The organism is Roseovarius halophilus (ex Wu et al. 2025) (assembly GCF_047086965.1).
The window spans coordinates 22,917-40,529 of the sequence record NZ_JBKOTX010000034.1; the positions used below are offsets into that span (position 1 = coordinate 22,917).

The window sequence follows — 17,613 nt, forward strand, 5'->3', positions numbered from 1 at the left end:
CGCATTCTCCATCAGAACTCGGCCCGGGGGCGCCGGCTGAAGGTCAGGTCACGCAGGACGACCTGACTCATCTGCGGATTTTCAAAGATAAGGTCTATCCAGCCGCGCTCGATCCGCTTCTCGTTGAGCTTGGAATAGGCCAGATCGAACTCGACCACGATTTCGTCCTCGGCCAACGGCAGCTCCCGCACGATCTGTTCGGTATTCGGCCCGTGTTTGATATTCAGACGCGCGAAGATCTCCAGCGGCTTCTCCATCTCGACGATGGTGTCCATCCGGATCAGGTGGCGCCGCTGGAGACCCGACACCGCCTGCTCGGGCAGGTCAAGGACCAGCGACAAGAAGGATCCGTCGAACGCGAAAACATCCATGCGAAGCCCGAAGGGCGCGAGATCCGCCTCGCGGTTGTTTCGGATTTGCCTGAGCGTGAGTTCGGAATGCTGGCAATCGTGAAACAGCGTCACCTCGGGCCCGAGTTTCGATTTGCTCTGCACGGAAGACATGCCGGGCACCGGCAGAGGTTCGCGCAAGAATTGAGGACGCCACGCCCACTCGGTGCCGTGCGGTTTGGGAAAGGCGGTCGACCCTATCATCGGCAGAGCCAAGCGGTTGTCCGCGATTGATATGACCTCATTGAGCGCATGACGCATTTTTCGTGCGCGGGCTCTCTCGGCCCTCAGCATGGAATGGGCCATCATCGGCGCGCTTCGTGCCGCGCGACGCCACCGGCGCAGCCCGCGTTTGTAAGCAAGCCAGTCAAGTAGCGAACCTCGGTACCTTACCATGCCAGATCAATCCCAGCCATACTCGGCCAACTCTTTCCAGACCGGCGTTTCAATAGCATTACTCGTCGTTTGGAAACAATCCACCAAGAAACCCTGCCAGCCCGGTCGACCCCGTTTCGGGTTCTCCGGTCGAGGCGCGATCGACACCGTCGGACGTGCTGGCATCGAGAATTGACCCGGCCAAGGCCAGAACCAACCGGCGCCCCTCCGGACCACTCACGGCGCTGCCGCGCGGCCCGTAGACGGCAAGCCCGGTCAGGTGTCCTTTGACCTCGACAACAGCCCGCCAATAGCGCGGATCGCCCTCGGGCAGCAACTGGTCGCCACCTTCGCCAAGTTGAACCAGCGAAACCTCGTCGGCCTCGTAACGCTCGAGGATCTTGGCCGGCGCCACGGACGAGGCGAGCTCCTCCGAAAGTGATCCCAATGGGGCATCCGGGCGCGGCATGACCGAAACGGTCATGACCGCCGGCTGAACACCCCTCTCGGGCCGGCCGGACACCCTGTCACACCCGGTCAGAAGAACGAAGCTGCCGCCTGGCCCACGGCGCAAGCTGCCCTGATCGACACAATATCCCGGGGGGCCGGCCACCATGACCTCGCCTCCGAACAGGGGCACCTGCCGCGGCGCCTCCCCGAAGCCTGCGCCCGAACAGCCGGCCAAGGGGAAAAGCACCATCAGAGGCAGCACCCGGACCCGCCCGAAAAGACGCCGGCGAGACCGCTCAGATATCCGCATACACGTGCCGTTCGGCCTTGGCGCCCGGATGCGTCACGGCGCCTTTGTAGGTCGCGCCAACGAGCCGCGCGAATTTCCAGATCGCACCCGAGGCGTACATCGTCTGGCGCGGACCGGCCCAGCCCTGCTTGCGCCGGGCCAGCTCCTCTTCGGACAGGGCCACGCTCAGCTCTCCCTTGACGGCATCGATGGTGATCACGTCGCCGGTCTCGATCAGCGCGATCGGACCGCCATGCGCCGCCTCCGGCCCGACATGGCCCACGCAGAACCCCCGGGTCGCGCCGGAAAACCGTCCGTCGGTGATCAGCGCCACCTTCTTGCCCATGCCCTGCCCCGACAGGGCAGCGGTGGTGGCCAGCATCTCGCGCATGCCGGGCCCGCCGGCGGGGCCCTCGTTGCGGATGACGATCACCTCACCCTCCTCGTATTCGCGGTTCTGCACGGCCGCGAACGCATCCTCCTCGCATTCGAATACGCGTGCCGGCCCGGTGAACACCTGGTTCTCGGCGGCGATCCCGGCCACCTTGACGATGGCCCCCTCCGGCGCAAGGTTACCCTTGAGGCCCACGACGCCGCCCGTCTTGGTGATCGGAGTGTCGATCGAGTAGATGACACGGCCATCGGCCTCGCGGTCGATAAGGTCCAGTTCCTCGCCGATGCAGCGTCCGCTCGCGGTCATGCAGTCTTCGTGAATGAGGCCCGCCTTGCGCAGCTCCTTCATCACGACGGGGATGCCGCCGGCATCGAACAGGTCCTTGGCGACGAACTGCCCGCCCGGCTTGAGGTCCACGAAATAGGGCGTGTCGCGGAAGATATCGCAAACGTCATCAAGATAGAACTCGATCCCCGCCTCGTGCGCGATGGCCGGCAGGTGAAGGCCCGCATTTGTACTGCCCCCGGTACAGGCGACGACACGCGCCGCGTTCTCGAGGCTCCTGCGCGTCACGACATCCCGCGCCCGGATATTTTCCGCGATCAGGTTCATGACTGCATGGCCGGATGCCTCACCATACTGGTCGCGGCTTTCGTAAGGTGCGGGCATCCCCGAGGAATTCATCAGGGCAAGACCGATGGCCTCGCTGACGCAAGCCATGGTGTTGGCGGTGAACTGCCCGCCGCAGGCCCCGGCCGAGGGGCAGGCCACGCGTTCCAGCACATCGAGGGCCTTTTCCGACAACTCCTTGTTCTGGTAGCGCCCGACGGCCTCGAACATGTCCTGCACGGTCAGGTCGCGGGTCCGGAAATCCTCTGGTATTTCGTCGATCTGTGGCGCCTTGCCCGGCAGGATCGACCCACCGTAAATGAAGACGCTCGGCACGTTGAGGCGCACCATCGCCATCATCATTCCCGGCAGCGACTTGTCGCAACCGGCAAGGCCCACCAACGCGTCATAGCAGTGCCCGCGCATTGTAAGTTCCACGGTATCCGCGATGGCCTCGCGGCTGGCAAGGCTCGACCGCATCCCTTCGTGACCCATTGCGATTCCGTCGGTGACGGTGATCGTCGTGAATTCGCGTGGCGTGCCATGCGTTTCTTTCACCCCGCCCTTTACCGCCTGCGCCTGCCGCGCCAACGCGATATTGCAGGGCGCGGCCTCGTTCCAGCAGGTCGCGACCCCGACCAGAGGCTGGTGAATTTCCTCCTCGGTCATGCCCATGGCATAGTAGTAGGACCGATGTGGCGCGCGCGCGGGGCCTTCCGTGACATACCGGCTTGGCAGTTTTGATTTGTCGAACTTGGTCATGGCGGGCCTCCAGTAAGTTACCCGGAATGGTCTAGGCGACGTGCGCGCGATGGGCAAGCCGGATCGCACCCGCACCAAGACCAACGATTGCGCATGTGCAGGCATCGGGATAGCGTGCGCCACATGCGCTATGATGCCCATGAAACCCTCGTCGCGGCGGCCCGCGGCCGTTGTGGCCTTTTTCATCTGGTCGGCGGGCTGGCGCTGACCTTGACCCTTTTCATGGTACTCAGCATCACGACATCGTCCTTTCATCAATGGTTCCTGACGGCCGAAGAATGGAACGACCTGTCCCGGGAACTTGCGACGGCATCGACCCCGCGCGGCGTTCTTTTGAACCTCTATTACTTCGGCCTTCTCGTAATCGCCCTCTCGGCCACGCTCCGTATCGTGCATGACCGAAGTTTGCGCACGCTCATCGGCCCTCTGCCGGTCGCGATGCGCCAGTTCGGTCGAGCGTTCGTGGCGCTTGTCCTGCTGTATCTCATGGCAACCGTCATCCCGACGGGTCAGACTCTGTCCTTGCAGGCCAACCTCGCGTTCGGGACGTGGCTGCTGTTGCTCCTGCCCGCCCTGCTGGGCCTGCTGATCCAGACCACCGCGGAGGAGCTGCTATTTCGTGGCTACATCCAGAGCCAACTGGCCGCGCGCTTTGCAAATCCGGCAATCTGGATACTGCTTCCCGCCGCGGGGTTCGCCGTTCTGCACCATGACGCGTCTTTCGGCCCGACCAATTCGTGGCTGATCGTGTTCTGGGCCGCCGCTTTCGGCATTGCCGCCGCCGACCTGACGGCGCGCGCAGGGACATTGGGGCCGGCAGTCGCATTGCACCTCGTCAACAATTTCAGCGCCATCCTTATCGCCGCGCCGCAAGAAAGCTTCGACGGCCTCGCGCTCTACACCTTCCCCTTCTCGCTGGGGGAAACCGACGCGTTGCTGGCGTGGGCCCCGGCGGAATTCCTTCTGCTGCTGTGCGGATGGCTGGCTGTGCGCGTGACGCTGCGCCGCTGACATGGGCCAACCCGCGCGAGCGGTGATTGCAATTCTCCCGACGTGCAATTATTTCGACGAAGCAGCGCAACAACGGATGCCCGCCCGATGAACTGGATCACCAACTACGTCCGACCGCGGATCAACTCGATCTTCTCGCGCCGGGAAATTCCTGAAAACCTCTGGTCCAAGTGCGATGACTGCGGCACGATGCTGTTTCACCGGGAGCTCAAGGAGAATCTGAACGTGTGCACTGCCTGCGGGCATCACATGGGCATCACGCCACGCGACCGGTTCACGGCGCTGTTCGACGGCGGTGTTTACTCCGAGATCGAGGTGCCGCCCCCTGCACAGGACCCATTGCAGTTCCGCGATCAGAAAAAGTACCCGGACAGGCTTCGTGCCGCGCAAAAGAGCACCGGCGAAAAAGAGGCGATGCTGGTGGCCTCCGGGGAAATCGGGCGGACGCCGATCATCGCGGCCGCGCAGGATTTTTCATTCATGGGCGGTTCCATGGGCATGTATGTCGGCAATGCCATCATAGCCGCCGCGGAAGAGGCCGTGAAATCACGTCGCCCGCTCGTCCTGTTCTCCGCCGCCGGGGGCGCGCGGATGCAGGAAGGCATCCTGTCCCTGATGCAGATGCCCCGCACGACCGTTGCGGTGCAGATGCTCAAAGAAGCCGGGCTGCCCTACATCGTCGTGCTTACCCACCCCACCACGGGCGGTGTCACGGCATCCTACGCGATGCTGGGCGATGTTCACATCGCGGAACCCGGGGCGCTCATCTGCTTTGCCGGCCCCCGCGTGATCGAGCAGACGATCCGCGAGAAACTGCCCGAAGGTTTCCAAAAGGCAGAGTACCTGCTGGATCACGGCATGCTGGACAGGGTCACATCGCGACTCGAGATGCGGGACGAACTGATCACCATCACCCGGATGCTGCTTGGCTTGCCGCCGGAAGTGAAAGGCGATCTTCCGGCCCCGCAAGACCATGCGGTGCCCGAGCAGACACCTGCCGCCGGCGAGCCGGACAAGAAATGAAGGCGCCGTCATCCGACCACATCCTCGACAGGATGATGGCGCTTCATCCCAAAATCATCGACCTGACGCTCGACAGGGTGTGGCGCCTGCTCGACAGGCTTGGCAATCCGCAGGACCGACTTCCCCCTGTGATCCACATCGCGGGCACGAACGGCAAGGGATCCACGCTTGCCATGATCCGCGCCGGGCTGGAGGGCGCCGGCCTGACATGCCACGCTTATACCTCGCCACATCTGGCGCGGTTTCACGAACGGATTTACCTCGCGGGGTCGCTGATCTCCGAACCCGACCTGACGGCTGTCCTCGATGAATGTTACGCCGCCAACGACGGCGAGGCGATCACTTACTTCGAGATCACCACCTGCGCCGCATTGCTCGCCATGTCGCGCGTGCCGGCGGATTACGCGCTTCTGGAGGTCGGGCTCGGCGGACGGCTGGACGCAACCAACGTCATTTCGCACCCGGCCCTCACGCTCATCACGCCGGTGTCACTGGATCACCAGCAATTCCTTGGCGACACCCTGGCCGATATCGCGGGCGAAAAGGCGGGCATCATCAAGCGCCGAATACCCTGTGTCGTGGGCCCGCAAGCCGACGAAGCGATCGAGGTGATCGAGGACACGGCGCGCCGCCTCGGCGCGCCCCTGATCGCCCATGGACAGCACTGGCACGTCACCGAGGAACACGGCCGCCTCGTCTTTCAGGACGAGACCGGGCTTCGCGATCTTCGCCGGCCCAACCTGCCGGGCCATCACCAGGTCGAGAATGCCGGGGCCGCCATCGCCGCGCTGCGCCACCTGAATATCGGGGAGGCTTCCCTCGAAGCCGCGACGACACGGGCGACCTGGCCCGCACGTATGCAGCGGCTCACCGCCGGGCCGCTGACGGGGGCGGCACCGCAAGCAGAAATCTGGCTCGATGGCGGGCACAATGCCGCGGCAGGGCAGGCGCTCGGGCGTCATCTGGCCACCCTGCCCGAGCGGCCGACTTATCTTGTCTGCGGCATGCTCAACACCAAGGACATCGCCGGCTACCTGGAACCCTTGGCGGCGCGTGCGCAAGGCCTTACCGCCGTTTCCATCCCGGGAGAGGCCAACACGCTTGATGCCGGGGACACGGCCGCGGCGGCAGCGGCGGCCGGCCTGCGGGCGGACACGGCCGAAACCGCGTTGCAGGCCGTTTGCAGGATCACGGAGCAGCTGCCGCAGGCGCGTATCCTGATCTGCGGGTCGCTTTACCTCGCCGGGCGGGTCCTGCAGGAAAACGAATAGTCCAGTCCGTGATCCAACCTGCGCGATCCGGAAAACACTTTCCTTCGGCCAGCGGCAAGACACTTGAGGTCGAGGAGACGGACAGCTAACTGCGTCGGTAAAAGGAGCCCCCTGTCATGAGCCTCAACAGTTTCGGCCATCTTTTCCGTGTTACCACGTGGGGCGAAAGCCATGGCCCGGCGCTCGGCGCGACGGTCGACGGCTGCCCGCCGGGCATACCGGTTGACGAAGCCTTTCTGCAAAAATGGCTGGACAGGCGGCGCCCGGGCCAGAACAAGAATACCACCCAACGGCAAGAGCCTGACGCGGTGCGCATCCTGTCCGGCGTATTCGAGGGCCAGACAACAGGTACCCCGATCCAGTTGATGATCGAGAACACCGATCAGCGCTCCCGCGATTACGGGGACATCGCCCGGACCTTCCGGCCGGGTCACGCCGATATCACCTATCATCTCAAATACGGGCACCGCGACTATCGCGGCGGCGGACGCAGTTCGGCCCGCGAAACGGCGGCACGCGTGGCCGCAGGTGGCATAGCGCGCGCCGCGCTCGACAGCCTTGTGCCCGGGATCGAGATAACCGGCTACATGGTCCAGATGGGCGAGATGTGCCTTGATCGCTCGCGGTTCGATCGCGCGGCCATACATGACAACGATTTCTGGCTGCCCGACGCCTCTTCGGCAGCGGAATGGGAAGCCTATCTGCAAAAGCTGCGCAAGGAAAAGAACTCTGTCGGCGCGCTCATAGAAGTGACGGCGCGCGGGGCGCCCGCGGGACTCGGCGCGCCCGTTTATGGCAAGCTCGATACCGATCTCGCCGCGGCGATGATGTCGATCAATGCCGTGAAGGGCGTTGAGATCGGCGAGGGCATGGCCGCAGCCGGCCTGACCGGAACCCAGAACGCCGACGAGATATTCATGGGGGAGGATGGACCCGAGTACAGTTCAAATCACGCGGGCGGCATCCTTGGCGGTATCTCGACCGGGCAGGAAATCGTGGTGCGGTTCGCCGTGAAACCGACGTCGTCGATCCTGACACCCCGCCGATCCATCATGACCGACGGGTCACCGACCGAAGTGGTCACGAAGGGCCGGCATGATCCGTGTGTCGGCATCCGCGCCGTCCCCGTCGGAGAAGCGATGATGGCCTGCGTGCTGCTCGACCATCTCGTTCTGCACCGTGGACAGGTTGGCCCGGGACCACGCGGCACGATAGGCTGATCGGCGCCCTGACAGCGCCGTTCGCCATTTTCGAGCCGGTCAGAATGGCACGAAAGCCCGCTCAGATCCGCAGGAATGGCTGGGCGACACGCGGGATCATGCTCTTGAACCGCAAAGGCGCATCCGTGGCGGCAAGGCAGATGCAATCCTGCCCGACATCTGCCACCGGCGTGTGGTCCAGCTCCTCGTCCGCGATCTCGATGTCGCCGGAGGCGAACCTGTCAACCTCGTCGGCGAAGGCGCCCTGCAGGACGAGTGTCAATTCGGTTCCGCGATGCCCGTGGTCCGGCACGGCCGATCCTGCCGGGATGAAAAGCAGCCGCGCCATCGCGTCTCGTGACGTGGGGAGGATGGCCTGTTTGACGCCCATGCCAACAGGTTTCCACCGCACGGAGTCGAGGTCGCCGCCGACATAATCGCGGATCGGTCGCGGCAGGATCTCACGATCCGGCGACGTCACGTGACGCTTTTCGCGCCCGGACATGATCCCGGTGATCCGCTGGAGGGTATCTTCAAGGCTACCGTCCGACATTTCAGCGGCCCCGCAATCCTCTATCATCGTCCCCCCGACAGTGTCGAAGGCGCCCAGCCGGGCGCGACAATGATCGCACATGGATATATGCGCGGCGACGGTCAGATTGAACGCCTCGGGCAAGGTTCCGGCAGAGTATGCCATTAGCAAGGCATCGGTCAGGTGATGTGTGATTTCTGCTTTCATGTCGGTCACTTCATGGCGTGGCGCAGACGGTCTAGCGCCAGACGAATTCTCGATTTGATGGTTCCCAGTGGAAGGCCGGTTTCCTCGGCGATTTCCGTGTGACTCAGATCACCGAAATAGGCCTTCTCGATCAATTTGCGCTGCTTTTCCGGCAGCGTCGCGATCGCTTCGCCCAGCTGATCGCATTCCTGTTGCAAGGCCAGAACCTCGGCCTGGTCAGGCTCGTTTTCCGGCCCCCATGGCAGATCCTCCGGTTCGGGCCGTTTTTGTTTGCGCAACGCGTCGATCTTGCGGTTTCGCGCAATCGTGAAGACCCATGTCGCGACGCTTGCGCGCGACGGATCGAAAAGATGCGCCTTTTGCCAGAGCGTTGCCATCGCGTCCTGTGCGCATTCCTCTGCAAGTGTCTCGTCTGCCCCGGATCGCATGAGAAAGGCTTTCACACGAGGTGCGAAATGCTGGAACAAAGTCGCGAATGCTGCTTTGTCCTGAGAATCTCGCACCCTGATGATACACTCGATCCATTCGGCGTTCTCACTGCGCTTGTTGGTATCCACGGTCGGCCGGTCCGTCCTCTGAAACGTGTTTGCCACCGCCTTATCACGCCACAGGACGGCGGGCGAGAGTACTGACGGGACAATGGGGGTCGTTTCATCAAACATGTTTATCATACGCGACCGCGCCGAAAGCGGATCACCGAGCGCGGCATTTTCTCGGGTGAGGGCTTCATTTTCATCCGGTCAGACAGCTGTGCCGTAACTGAGTATATAACAACAACCGGAACGGATACCCTCCACATGCCATTCGAAACTGGCGCAGTGATGCGCAAGAAAGTCGCGGTGATCGGCGCGGGAATATCGGGAATGGGCGCGGCTCATTCGCTGGCGGACACTCATGATATCACGCTCATCGAGGCCGAGCCGAGGTTGGGCGGGCACGCGCGCACGATAACGGCAGGCAAGCGTGGCGATGTGCCGGTTGATACCGGGTTCATCGTCTTCAATCACGCCAACTACCCGAACCTCACTCGGCTCTTCGAGACGTTGGAAGTTCCGGTCGTGAAAAGCAACATGAGCTTTGGCGCGTCCGTGCGCGGCGGAACCCTCGAATACGGGCTCGCCGGCGCGGCGGCTTTCTTCGCGCAGCGCCGCAACGCGCTCAACCCGCGGTTCCTGCGCATGTTGCGTGATATTTTCCGCTTCAACGCCCGGGCATTCGAGAATGCGCAGGACAGCGCGATAACGATCGAGGGCCTGCTGGACCGCATGCAGTTGGGCAATTACTTCCGCGATTACTATCTCCTGCCGTTCTCTGGGGCTATCTGGTCCACGCCCAAGGACCAGATCCTAGACTTCCCGGCCAGGGCCATGGTGCAGTTCTTCAAGAATCACGGCCTGCTCGGCTACTCCGACCAGCATCAATGGTACACCGTGCAGGGCGGTTCGGTGAGTTACGTCAGTCGTCTTGAACAGTCGCTGCGCGCGCAAGGGGCCAACCTGCGCCTCGGTTGTCCGGTGGCGGGGGTGCGCCGGTGCGCAACGGGCGCGGAAGTGAGGGTCAAGGGAGACGACTGGGAACATTTCGACGAGGTTGTCTTTGCCACACATTCGGACCAGGCGCTGGCGCTTCTGAGCGATGCGAGCCCGCGGGAACGTAACCTGCTGGAGTCGATCCGGTATCAGCCCAATGACGTGGTACTGCACGCAGATTCCAGCGTCATGCCGAAACGGCGCGCCGTATGGTCATCATGGAACTATGCCGAGGGCACCGAGAAGCGGGACGGCCAGATCGACGTGACGTACTGGATGAACAGCCTTCAGCCGATCAGCCTCGACGATCCGCACTTCGTGACGCTGAATTCCAACCGGCCAATCCGCGAGGACCTGATCTACGACGAAGTGACCATGCGCCATCCCGTGTACGACCTTCCGGCCCTCGCCGCACAGGAGGCGCTGCGGGACCGGAACGGGGAAAGCCACACGTGGTTCTGCGGCGCGTGGATGCGCCATGGCTTCCACGAAGACGGCCTGGCCAGCGGCCTCGACGTTTCGCATGCGCTGATGTTGCGCGACACGACACCGATGGCGGCGGAATGACCCGTATTGACCACATCGCCGGCCACACATGGCACGGTCGAAAGGGCGAGATCACCAATTCGTTCCGCTACGGCGTGGATTACATTCTCCTCGACGCCGAAGCCGAAGTGCGCCCGGCACGGCTTTTCGGGCGCAACGGCCGGGGCCTCGCGACCATTCGCGATACCGATCATGGCGGGCCGCCGGGGCAAGGGCGGGGCGCTGCGTGGGTACGCGACGTTCTGGAGGCTCACGGTCTTCCCGGACCGGCGCGCATCGAGCTGCTGGCGCAGCCGCGTATCATGGGCCACGTTTTCAACCCGGTCTCGTTCTGGATATGCCGGGATGCCGAAGATGCGCCGCGCGTCATCATTGCCGAGGTCACGAACACCTACGGCGACCGTCATTCCTATCTGTGCCACCGCGACGATCTTGCGCCCATCCGCCCCGAGGACCGCCTGAAGGCTGGCAAGGTGCTGCATGTCTCGCCCTTCCAGCAGCTGGACGGGCGGTACGAATTCCGCTTTGACCTTCGCGACGATCGCATCGGGATACGTATCGACTTCACGGGCGGCAATGACGGGGTCATCGCGACGCTGGTTGGCCGGCGCCGCAGACTGACGACCCGGACGGTGCTGGCCGCGTGCCTGCGCCGCCCCTTCGGCTCGCGCCGTGTACTGGCCCTGATCCACTGGCAAGCGCTGCGCCTCTGGTGGAAGGGGGCGCGCTTCCGGGCGCGTCCAGCCCCGCCGGCAGAAGAGGTAAGCCGTTGAGGAATGCACCTAACCTGCCCGCCTACGCCTTCTTCGCGGCGCTGCTTGCGGCTGCGGGGCTGCCGATCTATATCCACGCGCCGAAGTTCTACGTTGATGAATACGGCCTGTCGCTTGCCGCCTTGGGATCCGTCCTGTTCGGCCTCCGCCTTCTCGATGTTGTGCAGGACCCGTTTCTCGGCCGGCTTGCCGCAACCTTGCGAAACTGGCGCGGCCCGTCAGTGGCCATAGCCGGGGTCGTGATGGCCGCGGCCATGGTCGGGCTTTTCGCGGTCACGCCCCCCCTCGCACCGCTGGTGTGGTTCGGTTTGATGCTGACTTTGGTGTTCTCGGCGTTCAGCTACCTGACGATCTGCTTTTACGCTCAGGGCGTCGCCGCCGCGGGCAACCTAAAGGGGTACGGCCACCTGCGTCTTGCCCGGTGGCGCGAGACAGGGGCCTTGACGGGTATTTGCGCGGCAGCGGTCGCGCCCTTGGCACTGGGCGGCTATACCGGGTTTTCCGTGGCCTTCGCGTTTCTGGCCATGGGGGCCCTGCTCGCAATGGCCAGCCAATGGCGCAGCGCTCCGGTCATGACAAGTACGGGGGGCTTCCGGCCCGTCCTGCGGGATCCGGTCGCCCGCCGCCTGCTGCTGGTGGCGCTGGCCAACGCGGCCCCGGTCGCGGTGACTTCGACGCTCTTTCTTTTCTTCGTGGAAAGCCGCCTTGAGGCGCCGGGCTGGCAGGGGCCCTTCCTGCTACTTTTCTTCCTGTCGGCAGCGCTTGCCGCGCCCTTCTGGGGCGCCGCCGCCGAGCGGCACGGCACACGGCGGGTTCTCATCTTCGGCATGGTTGTCTCCATTGTCGCCTTCGCGGTCGCCGTCACGCTCGGCGCGGGTGACATCCTCGCTTTTGCCATCGTCTGCCTGGGCTCGGGGGCGGCGCTCGGCGCGGACATGACGCTCCTTCCGGCCTTGTTCGCGAGGCGGCTGGAGACAGTCGCACCCGGCGCCAGCGAAGGGTTCGGCCTTTGGACCTTCGTGTCCAAGTTCACCCTCGCGATCGCCGCGGTCTGCCTCCTGCCCCTTCTGGAGGCCGGCGGGTTCCAAAGCGGCTCTGACAACAGCCCCGAGGCACTGCTTCTGCTCAGCCTGCTCTACGGCGCGCTGCCATGCGTGCTCAAGACGGTGGCCATCTTTCTGCTGGCCACGACACCACTCGATCAAAGGAGTTTTGCGACATGACCGCAGCTATCTTTTTCCTCATCGGCGCGATCGTGGCGTTTCTCCTGTTCTTGTTGAAAAGCAGGCTCGCCGATTTCATCGCGCAGCGGCCGACTGACTACGCCGAAACGGAACCGCGCTTCGACATGCGGCGGCATCTGCACGGCCAGATCCAGTGCGACGGGGTCATCTATGGCCCCCTCGGGCGCGTCGTCTCGCGTTTCACGGGCCGGTTCAACGCCGATTGGGATGGCAACCGCGGCGTCATGCACGAGCATTTCCAGTACGACAGCGGCAACACGCAGGACCGCGAATGGCGACTGGAACTTGGCAACGACGGAACCCTGCGCGCCGAGGCCGACGACCTCGTCACGACGGGCCATGGCAAGCAATCCGGCGCGTCGGTAAGATTGCAATACCGGATCCGCTTGCCGGAGGAAGCGGGTGGCCACGTTCTGAACGTTACGGACTGGATGTACCTGACACCGAAAGGCGCGATCGTGAACCGCAGCCAGTTCCGCAAATTCGGCATCAAGGTCGCCGAACTTGTCGCGACCATGCATCGGGTGGAGGCCGCATGACCAACTTCGCAGGCAAGAAATACTGGCTGGTGGGTGCCAGCGAAGGGCTTGGTGCGGCCCTTGCCCAACGGCTGAGCAAGGTCGGCGCAGAGCTGATCCTGTCAGCACGCAACGACACGCGCTTGCACGAGGTCGCCGCCACGCTCCCCGGTCGGTCACGGGTTGTCACCGTCGATGTCAGCGATGCCCAAAGCGTGGCCGACGCCGCCGCAAAGGTGGGGGACATAGACGGCGTCGTGTACCTCGCGGGGCTTTACTGGCCCATGTCGGCACACGACTGGGACGCCGACCGGGCCAATGCGGTCGCCGACGTGAACTTTTCCGGCGCCGTCCGCGTCATGGGTGCCATCACGCCGGCAATGGTGGCCCGTGGACGCGGCCATATCGTGCTGACCGGCTCGCTTTCCGGGTTCAGGGGCCTGCCGGGGGCGATCCCTTATGCCGCCTCGAAGGCCGGTATCATGGCACTGGCCGAATCGATGCGCGCCGACCTTTGGCGCAGCGGCGTCCGCGTACAGCTGGCCAACCCCGGTTTCATCAAGACGCGCCTAACGGACAAGAACGAATTCCACATGCCGTTTCTCATGTCGCCCGACAAGGCCGCCGACGAAATGTTCCGCCTCATGTGCGACGAAGCCGCGTTCGACAGGCATTTTCCCCGCGTTTTCAGCTGGGTATTCCGTCTGTCCAGGTTTCTGCCGAACTGGATCTACTACCGCCTTTTTGCGTAGGATCAAAGACCCCGGGCGCGGGCCGGTCCATTGCTGTGCTATGATCGCGAGGACAGGAGGAACCCATGCTTGACATCAGCACGTACAAGATTGCCCAAGTCATCCTGATGGCGCGGGAACTGGGCCGCGCCGAGGTGGAATTGCGCGCCTTCATCGACAGGCTGTCCGAGGAGGAGCAAATCAGCCTTGTCGCCCTCATGTGGATCGGGCGGGACAGTTTCGGGCCGGATGAACTGGACGAGGCCAAGGCAACCGCCCGCGCCGAGGCCACGACCCCGACCGCGGATTACCTGCTCGGCACGCCCCACCTCTCGGACCACCTGGAAAACGGCCTCGACGCCCTCGGCATTTCCGCGGTCGATGACGAGGATGATCTGATCCGCCGCGGCTAGATCCGGCAAACCATGGTTAACGCCGCGGCGGGGCGGTGATCCCGGGTCCCGTATCGCGTCGGCGTCACGCCGGTATCCCGTCGGCGGGCGGGTCCGGTGCCGACAGGGTTGACCGGGCGTGCGCCGACGGCCCTGCGGAACTCGATTGAAGGCGCCTGCCAGAACCCCTAGCTAGGGGTGAAAGGAGACGCGCCATGACAAACCCGCTGCTGGCCGACCGCGCCACGCCCTACGACCTGCCGCCTTTCGAGGAGATCGAGGATGCCCATTTCAGCCCCGCCTTTGACGCGGCGCTGGAGGAGGCTCGCGCCGAGATCGACGCCATCGCCGCGAACCCGGAACCGCCGACATTCGACAACACCGTCGCGGCCCTCGAAGCGGCGGGAAAACGGCTGGACCGGGTGCTTGCCGCCTTCTTCACGCTCGCCGGCGCAGACAGCACGCCGGAGCGTCAACGGCTGCAACGCGAATTCGCCCCGAAACTTGCCGCCTATCGCTCCGGGATCACGGGCAACAAGGCGCTCTATGCCCGGATCGAGGCGATCTGGGAAATGCGCGGCTCGCTCGACCCGCAGGACGCGCGCCTGCTCGATCTCACGCGCCGCGGGTTTCGCCGGGCCGGCGCCGCGCTTGAGGGCGAGGATGCGGCGCGGATGCGCACCATCATGGGCCGGCTGTCGGAGCTCGGCACCGCCTTCAGCCAGAACCTGCTGACCGACGAGGCGGGCTGGCACATGGCGCTGGCGGAGGACGACCTGGAAGGCCTGCCCGAGTTCGTCGTGGCCGCGGCCCGCGCGGCGGGCGAGGAACGCGGCGCGGCCGGGCCGGTCATCACCCTGTCGCGGTCGCTCATCGTCCCCTTCCTGCAGTTCTCGCCGCGCCGTGACCTGCGCGAGCGGGCCTTCACGGCATGGGCCGCGCGCGGCGCGAATGGCGGCTCGACGGACAACCGCGCCATCGCCGCCGAGATACTCGCCCTGCGCGAGGAACGCGCGACGCTTCTGGGCCATGAAAGTTTCGCGGCGTTCAAGCTCGAGACCGAGATGGCCAAGACACCCGGGGCCGTGCGGCAACTGCTGATGGAGGTCTGGGACCCGGCGCGCGCGCGGGCCGACGCGGACGCGGCGGCCCTGACGGCCCTGATGCGCGCCGACGGGATCAACGACGCGCTGCGCCCCTGGGACTGGCGCTACTACGCCGAGAAACGCCGCGCGGCGGAGTTCGACCTCGACGAAGCCGCGCTCAAGCCCTACCTGCAGCTCGACCGGATGATCGAGGCGGCCTTCGCCTGCGCCGGCCGCCTTTTCGGCCTTGAATTCCACGCCGTCGACGTGCCGCTCCATCACCCCGACTGCCGCGCATGGGAAGTCACCCGCGGCGGCCGGCACGTGGGCCTTTTCGTGGGCGATTACTTCGCCCGCGGCGCCAAGCGGTCGGGCGCGTGGTGCAGCGCGATGCGCGGTCAGGCCGCGTGGCCGCGGGCACAGGGCCCGGTCGTGGTCAACGTGTGCAATTTCGCCAAGGGCGCCCCCGCCCTGCTGAGCTACGACGACGCGCGAACGCTCTTCCACGAATTCGGGCACGCGCTGCATCACCTGCTGTCGGACGTGCGCTACGAAAGCATGTCCGGCACCTCGGTGGCGCGCGATTTCGTGGAACTGCCCAGCCAGCTCTACGAACACTGGCTCGACGTGCCCGAGGTGCTCGCCGAATTCGCCACGCACACGACGACGGGCGCGCCGATGCCGCGCCACATGCTCGACCGCCTGCTGGCCGCGGCGAATTTCGACCAGGGCTTCCAGACGGTCGAATACGTGGCCTCGGCGATGGTCGACCTCGCCTTTCACGACGGGCCGGCCCCCTCCGACGTGATGGCCCGGCAAGCCGAGGTGCTGGCCGATCTGGACATGCCGCCGGCGATCACGATGCGCCATGCCACCCCGCATTTCGCGCATGTCTTTTCCGGTGACGGCTATTCCAGCGGCTATTACAGCTACATGTGGTCCGAGGTGATGGACGCCGACGCCTTCGCCGCGTTCGAGGAAAACGGCGGCCCCTTCGATCCCGACATGGCACGGCGGCTGGAAACGCATATCCTGTCGCGCGGCGGCACGGCCGAGGCCGACAGCCTCTACACCGCGTTCCGCGGGCGGCTGCCGGGGGTCGGCGCCCTGCTCAGGGGCCGCGGGCTGGCCGCCTGAGCCCCCGCGCATCCGGGCCGCGTCGCGGCTTCTTCTTGGCGGCAATACCCCGGGGGTCCGGGGGCAGCGCCCCCGGCGGATCAGCCGTAGCGCCGCACGAAGTTGCGCAGGATGCGCTCGGGCGCATGGACATCTGCGGCCCGGCACATGGCGATGAGGTCCTGCGCCGTTTCCGGCGGGAAATAGCCGCGGTGCCTGTAGATGTTGATGCGCGTCTCGAAACCCGCCGCGTCGGCCTCGGGGTGGAACTGGGTGGCATAGACATTCGCCCCGTGGCGCACCATCTGGAACGGGCACGGCCCCGAGCGCACGAGGTGCGCGCAGCCCGGCGGCAGGGCCTGCAGCGCCTCCTTGTGGCCGACGAAGGCGTCGAACCGCGCCGGCAGGTCCGCCAGCAGCGGGTCGCGCGCGCCCGCCGCCGTGACCTCACAGGCCGAGGTCCCCACGGGTTCGCCATGCGCGCGCTTGCTCACGTCGCCCGCCAGATGCCTGCCAAGGATCCCGATCCCGTAGCAACAGCCCATGAACGGGAAATCGCGCGCCGTGATCGCCGGCATGAGCGACAGCACTTCGGATTCGATCCGCGCCTCGACGGCGGACTTGTCGGCCGGCGCGTCGCTCACGCAGCCCGGCCCGCCCCCCACGATGACGCCGGCATAGTCGTCAAGCGTCAGGTCGGCGGGCAGCACGCGCTGGTCCAGCCGGATACGGCGGGCGCGCCCGGCATCGAGCCCGCCCTTGCGCAGGATGGCGGCGTATTCATCATCGGCGGCCTCGGTTTCGGGGCGCAACTGGAGGATCAGGAAAGGTCTGGTCATGGCTCGGCCCTCGGCTTTCATGGCGTCAGTGCCGCGCCCCGCGCCGCGCGTCAAGCGCGACGGGGCCGCTTGACGCCGCCGGGCATGGGGATACGCTGCGCGACGGGCCGAAAAGAGCACGAAGGGTTCGCGATGACGCCACACCACCTCCCCGCCCCGTGCCGCGCAACCCGCGGATGACCGGTCGCGTGATGCGCTCTCCGGGTCTTGCGCTCTATCTGGCGCTTGCCGGGCGCGGGGCGCCGGCCACGTCCGCCCCCCCGGATGCCCGTCCCGAGGGCGAGCTGGTCTGGGCCCACGCCGCCACGCCGTCGCACCAGGCGGCCCTG

The 17,613-nt window shown here is 65.2% G+C and carries 17 protein-coding genes; 11 read left to right on the forward strand and 6 right to left on the reverse strand.

Going from position 1 to position 17,613, the window contains the following annotated elements; translation table 11 throughout:
• Positions 1–11: 11 nt before the first annotated feature.
• From ACH107_RS09345 to ilvD, 3 genes are read right to left on the reverse strand one after another with little or no spacing between them, the layout of a single operon-like run.
• Entirely contained in the window at positions 12–785 is a 774-nt protein-coding gene (locus ACH107_RS09345) for a DUF6478 family protein (protein WP_412505605.1), read from the reverse strand.
• 58 nt (positions 786–843) lie between these two features.
• Positions 844–1,464: a hypothetical protein gene (locus tag ACH107_RS09350; protein ID WP_412505606.1), complete on the reverse strand. Its 621-nt coding sequence runs from the start codon at positions 1,462–1,464 to the stop codon at positions 844–846.
• 46 nt (positions 1,465–1,510) lie between these two features.
• Positions 1,511–3,268, reverse strand: a complete 1,758-nt coding sequence (ilvD, locus tag ACH107_RS09355) for a dihydroxy-acid dehydratase (RefSeq protein WP_412505607.1) — start codon at positions 3,266–3,268, stop codon at positions 1,511–1,513.
• 123 nt (positions 3,269–3,391) lie between these two features.
• Between ilvD and ACH107_RS09360 the strand changes: the two genes are divergently transcribed.
• From ACH107_RS09360 to aroC, 4 genes are all read left to right on the forward strand, one after another.
• A complete protein-coding gene (locus ACH107_RS09360; RefSeq protein ID WP_412505608.1) occupies positions 3,392–4,279 on the forward strand; it encodes a type II CAAX prenyl endopeptidase Rce1 family protein in 888 nt (295 codons plus the stop codon).
• Positions 4,280–4,366: 87 nt separating this feature from the next.
• A complete protein-coding gene (accD, locus tag ACH107_RS09365) occupies positions 4,367–5,302 on the forward strand; it encodes an acetyl-CoA carboxylase, carboxyltransferase subunit beta (protein WP_412505609.1) in 936 nt (311 codons plus the stop codon).
• On the forward strand, positions 5,299–6,573 hold the full coding sequence (locus ACH107_RS09370; protein ID WP_412505610.1) for a bifunctional folylpolyglutamate synthase/dihydrofolate synthase: 1,275 nt from the start codon (positions 5,299–5,301) through the stop codon (positions 6,571–6,573). Before accD ends, ACH107_RS09370 begins: the two co-directional genes overlap by 4 nt.
• Positions 6,574–6,689: 116 nt before the next feature.
• The gene (gene aroC / locus ACH107_RS09375; protein WP_412505611.1) at positions 6,690–7,793 is read left to right on the forward strand and encodes a chorismate synthase; all 1,104 of its coding nucleotides are present in this window, start codon (positions 6,690–6,692) and stop codon (positions 7,791–7,793) included.
• A 61-nt stretch (positions 7,794–7,854) separates the two neighbouring features.
• On the opposite strand, the gene ACH107_RS09380 is transcribed toward aroC, so the two are convergent.
• Both ACH107_RS09380 and ACH107_RS09385 read right to left on the reverse strand, forming a co-directional pair.
• Positions 7,855–8,511, reverse strand: coding sequence for a ChrR family anti-sigma-E factor (locus ACH107_RS09380; protein ID WP_412505612.1), 657 nt, complete (start codon positions 8,509–8,511; stop codon positions 7,855–7,857).
• 5 nt (positions 8,512–8,516) lie between these two features.
• Entirely contained in the window at positions 8,517–9,173 is a 657-nt protein-coding gene (locus tag ACH107_RS09385; RefSeq protein WP_412505613.1) for a sigma-70 family RNA polymerase sigma factor, read from the reverse strand.
• Positions 9,174–9,308: 135 nt separating this feature from the next.
• Here ACH107_RS09385 and ACH107_RS09390 point away from each other — a divergent pair, with 135 nt between their 5' ends.
• From ACH107_RS09390 to ACH107_RS09420, 7 genes are all read left to right on the forward strand, one after another.
• Entirely contained in the window at positions 9,309–10,607 is a 1,299-nt protein-coding gene (locus ACH107_RS09390) for an NAD(P)/FAD-dependent oxidoreductase (RefSeq protein ID WP_412505614.1), read from the forward strand.
• On the forward strand, positions 10,604–11,359 hold the full coding sequence (locus ACH107_RS09395; protein WP_412505615.1) for a DUF1365 domain-containing protein: 756 nt from the start codon (positions 10,604–10,606) through the stop codon (positions 11,357–11,359). Before ACH107_RS09390 ends, ACH107_RS09395 begins: the two co-directional genes overlap by 4 nt.
• Positions 11,356–12,582: an MFS transporter gene (locus tag ACH107_RS09400; protein ID WP_412505616.1), complete on the forward strand. Its 1,227-nt coding sequence runs from the start codon at positions 11,356–11,358 to the stop codon at positions 12,580–12,582. The genes ACH107_RS09395 and ACH107_RS09400 overlap by 4 nt, the downstream gene beginning before the upstream one ends.
• Positions 12,579–13,142 (forward strand): DUF3833 family protein, encoded by a 564-nt coding sequence (locus ACH107_RS09405; RefSeq protein ID WP_412505617.1) that lies wholly within the window; start codon positions 12,579–12,581, stop codon positions 13,140–13,142. The genes ACH107_RS09400 and ACH107_RS09405 overlap by 4 nt, the downstream gene beginning before the upstream one ends.
• Positions 13,139–13,873 carry an SDR family NAD(P)-dependent oxidoreductase gene (locus tag ACH107_RS09410; protein WP_412505618.1) on the forward strand — a complete coding sequence of 245 codons (735 nt, stop codon included), beginning with the start codon at positions 13,139–13,141 and terminating at the stop codon, positions 13,871–13,873. The genes ACH107_RS09405 and ACH107_RS09410 overlap by 4 nt, the downstream gene beginning before the upstream one ends.
• A gap of 65 nt (positions 13,874–13,938) precedes the next feature.
• Positions 13,939–14,265: a DUF3775 domain-containing protein gene (locus ACH107_RS09415; RefSeq protein ID WP_412505619.1), complete on the forward strand. Its 327-nt coding sequence runs from the start codon at positions 13,939–13,941 to the stop codon at positions 14,263–14,265.
• A gap of 194 nt (positions 14,266–14,459) precedes the next feature.
• Positions 14,460–16,466, forward strand: coding sequence for a M3 family metallopeptidase (locus ACH107_RS09420; protein ID WP_412505620.1), 2,007 nt, complete (start codon positions 14,460–14,462; stop codon positions 16,464–16,466).
• An 80-nt stretch (positions 16,467–16,546) separates the two neighbouring features.
• On the opposite strand, the gene ACH107_RS09425 is transcribed toward ACH107_RS09420, so the two are convergent.
• Entirely contained in the window at positions 16,547–17,284 is a 738-nt protein-coding gene (locus ACH107_RS09425) for a glutamine amidotransferase (RefSeq protein WP_412505621.1), read from the reverse strand.
• Positions 17,285–17,613 lie beyond the last annotated feature (329 nt).

Coding starts and splice junctions, on each gene's coding strand:
- ACH107_RS09420 (WP_412505620.1), top strand. CDS start 14,460: ATGACAAACCCGCTGCTGGCCGACCGCGCCACGCCCTACGACCTGCCG.
- ACH107_RS09390 (WP_412505614.1), top strand. CDS start 9,309: ATGCCATTCGAAACTGGCGCAGTGATGCGCAAGAAAGTCGCGGTGATC.
- ACH107_RS09370 (WP_412505610.1), top strand. CDS start 5,299: ATGAAGGCGCCGTCATCCGACCACATCCTCGACAGGATGATGGCGCTT.
- ACH107_RS09410 (WP_412505618.1), top strand. CDS start 13,139: ATGACCAACTTCGCAGGCAAGAAATACTGGCTGGTGGGTGCCAGCGAA.
- ACH107_RS09345 (WP_412505605.1), bottom strand. CDS start 785: ATGGTAAGGTACCGAGGTTCGCTACTTGACTGGCTTGCTTACAAACGC.
- ACH107_RS09350 (WP_412505606.1), bottom strand. CDS start 1,464: ATGGTGCTTTTCCCCTTGGCCGGCTGTTCGGGCGCAGGCTTCGGGGAG.
- ACH107_RS09380 (WP_412505612.1), bottom strand. CDS start 8,511: ATGAAAGCAGAAATCACACATCACCTGACCGATGCCTTGCTAATGGCA.
- aroC (WP_412505611.1), top strand. CDS start 6,690: ATGAGCCTCAACAGTTTCGGCCATCTTTTCCGTGTTACCACGTGGGGC.
- ACH107_RS09360 (WP_412505608.1), top strand. CDS start 3,392: ATGCGCTATGATGCCCATGAAACCCTCGTCGCGGCGGCCCGCGGCCGT.
- ACH107_RS09405 (WP_412505617.1), top strand. CDS start 12,579: ATGACCGCAGCTATCTTTTTCCTCATCGGCGCGATCGTGGCGTTTCTC.
- ilvD (WP_412505607.1), bottom strand. CDS start 3,268: ATGACCAAGTTCGACAAATCAAAACTGCCAAGCCGGTATGTCACGGAA.
- ACH107_RS09425 (WP_412505621.1), bottom strand. CDS start 17,284: ATGACCAGACCTTTCCTGATCCTCCAGTTGCGCCCCGAAACCGAGGCC.
- ACH107_RS09385 (WP_412505613.1), bottom strand. CDS start 9,173: ATGTTTGATGAAACGACCCCCATTGTCCCGTCAGTACTCTCGCCCGCC.
- ACH107_RS09415 (WP_412505619.1), top strand. CDS start 13,939: ATGCTTGACATCAGCACGTACAAGATTGCCCAAGTCATCCTGATGGCG.
- ACH107_RS09395 (WP_412505615.1), top strand. CDS start 10,604: ATGACCCGTATTGACCACATCGCCGGCCACACATGGCACGGTCGAAAG.
- accD (WP_412505609.1), top strand. CDS start 4,367: ATGAACTGGATCACCAACTACGTCCGACCGCGGATCAACTCGATCTTC.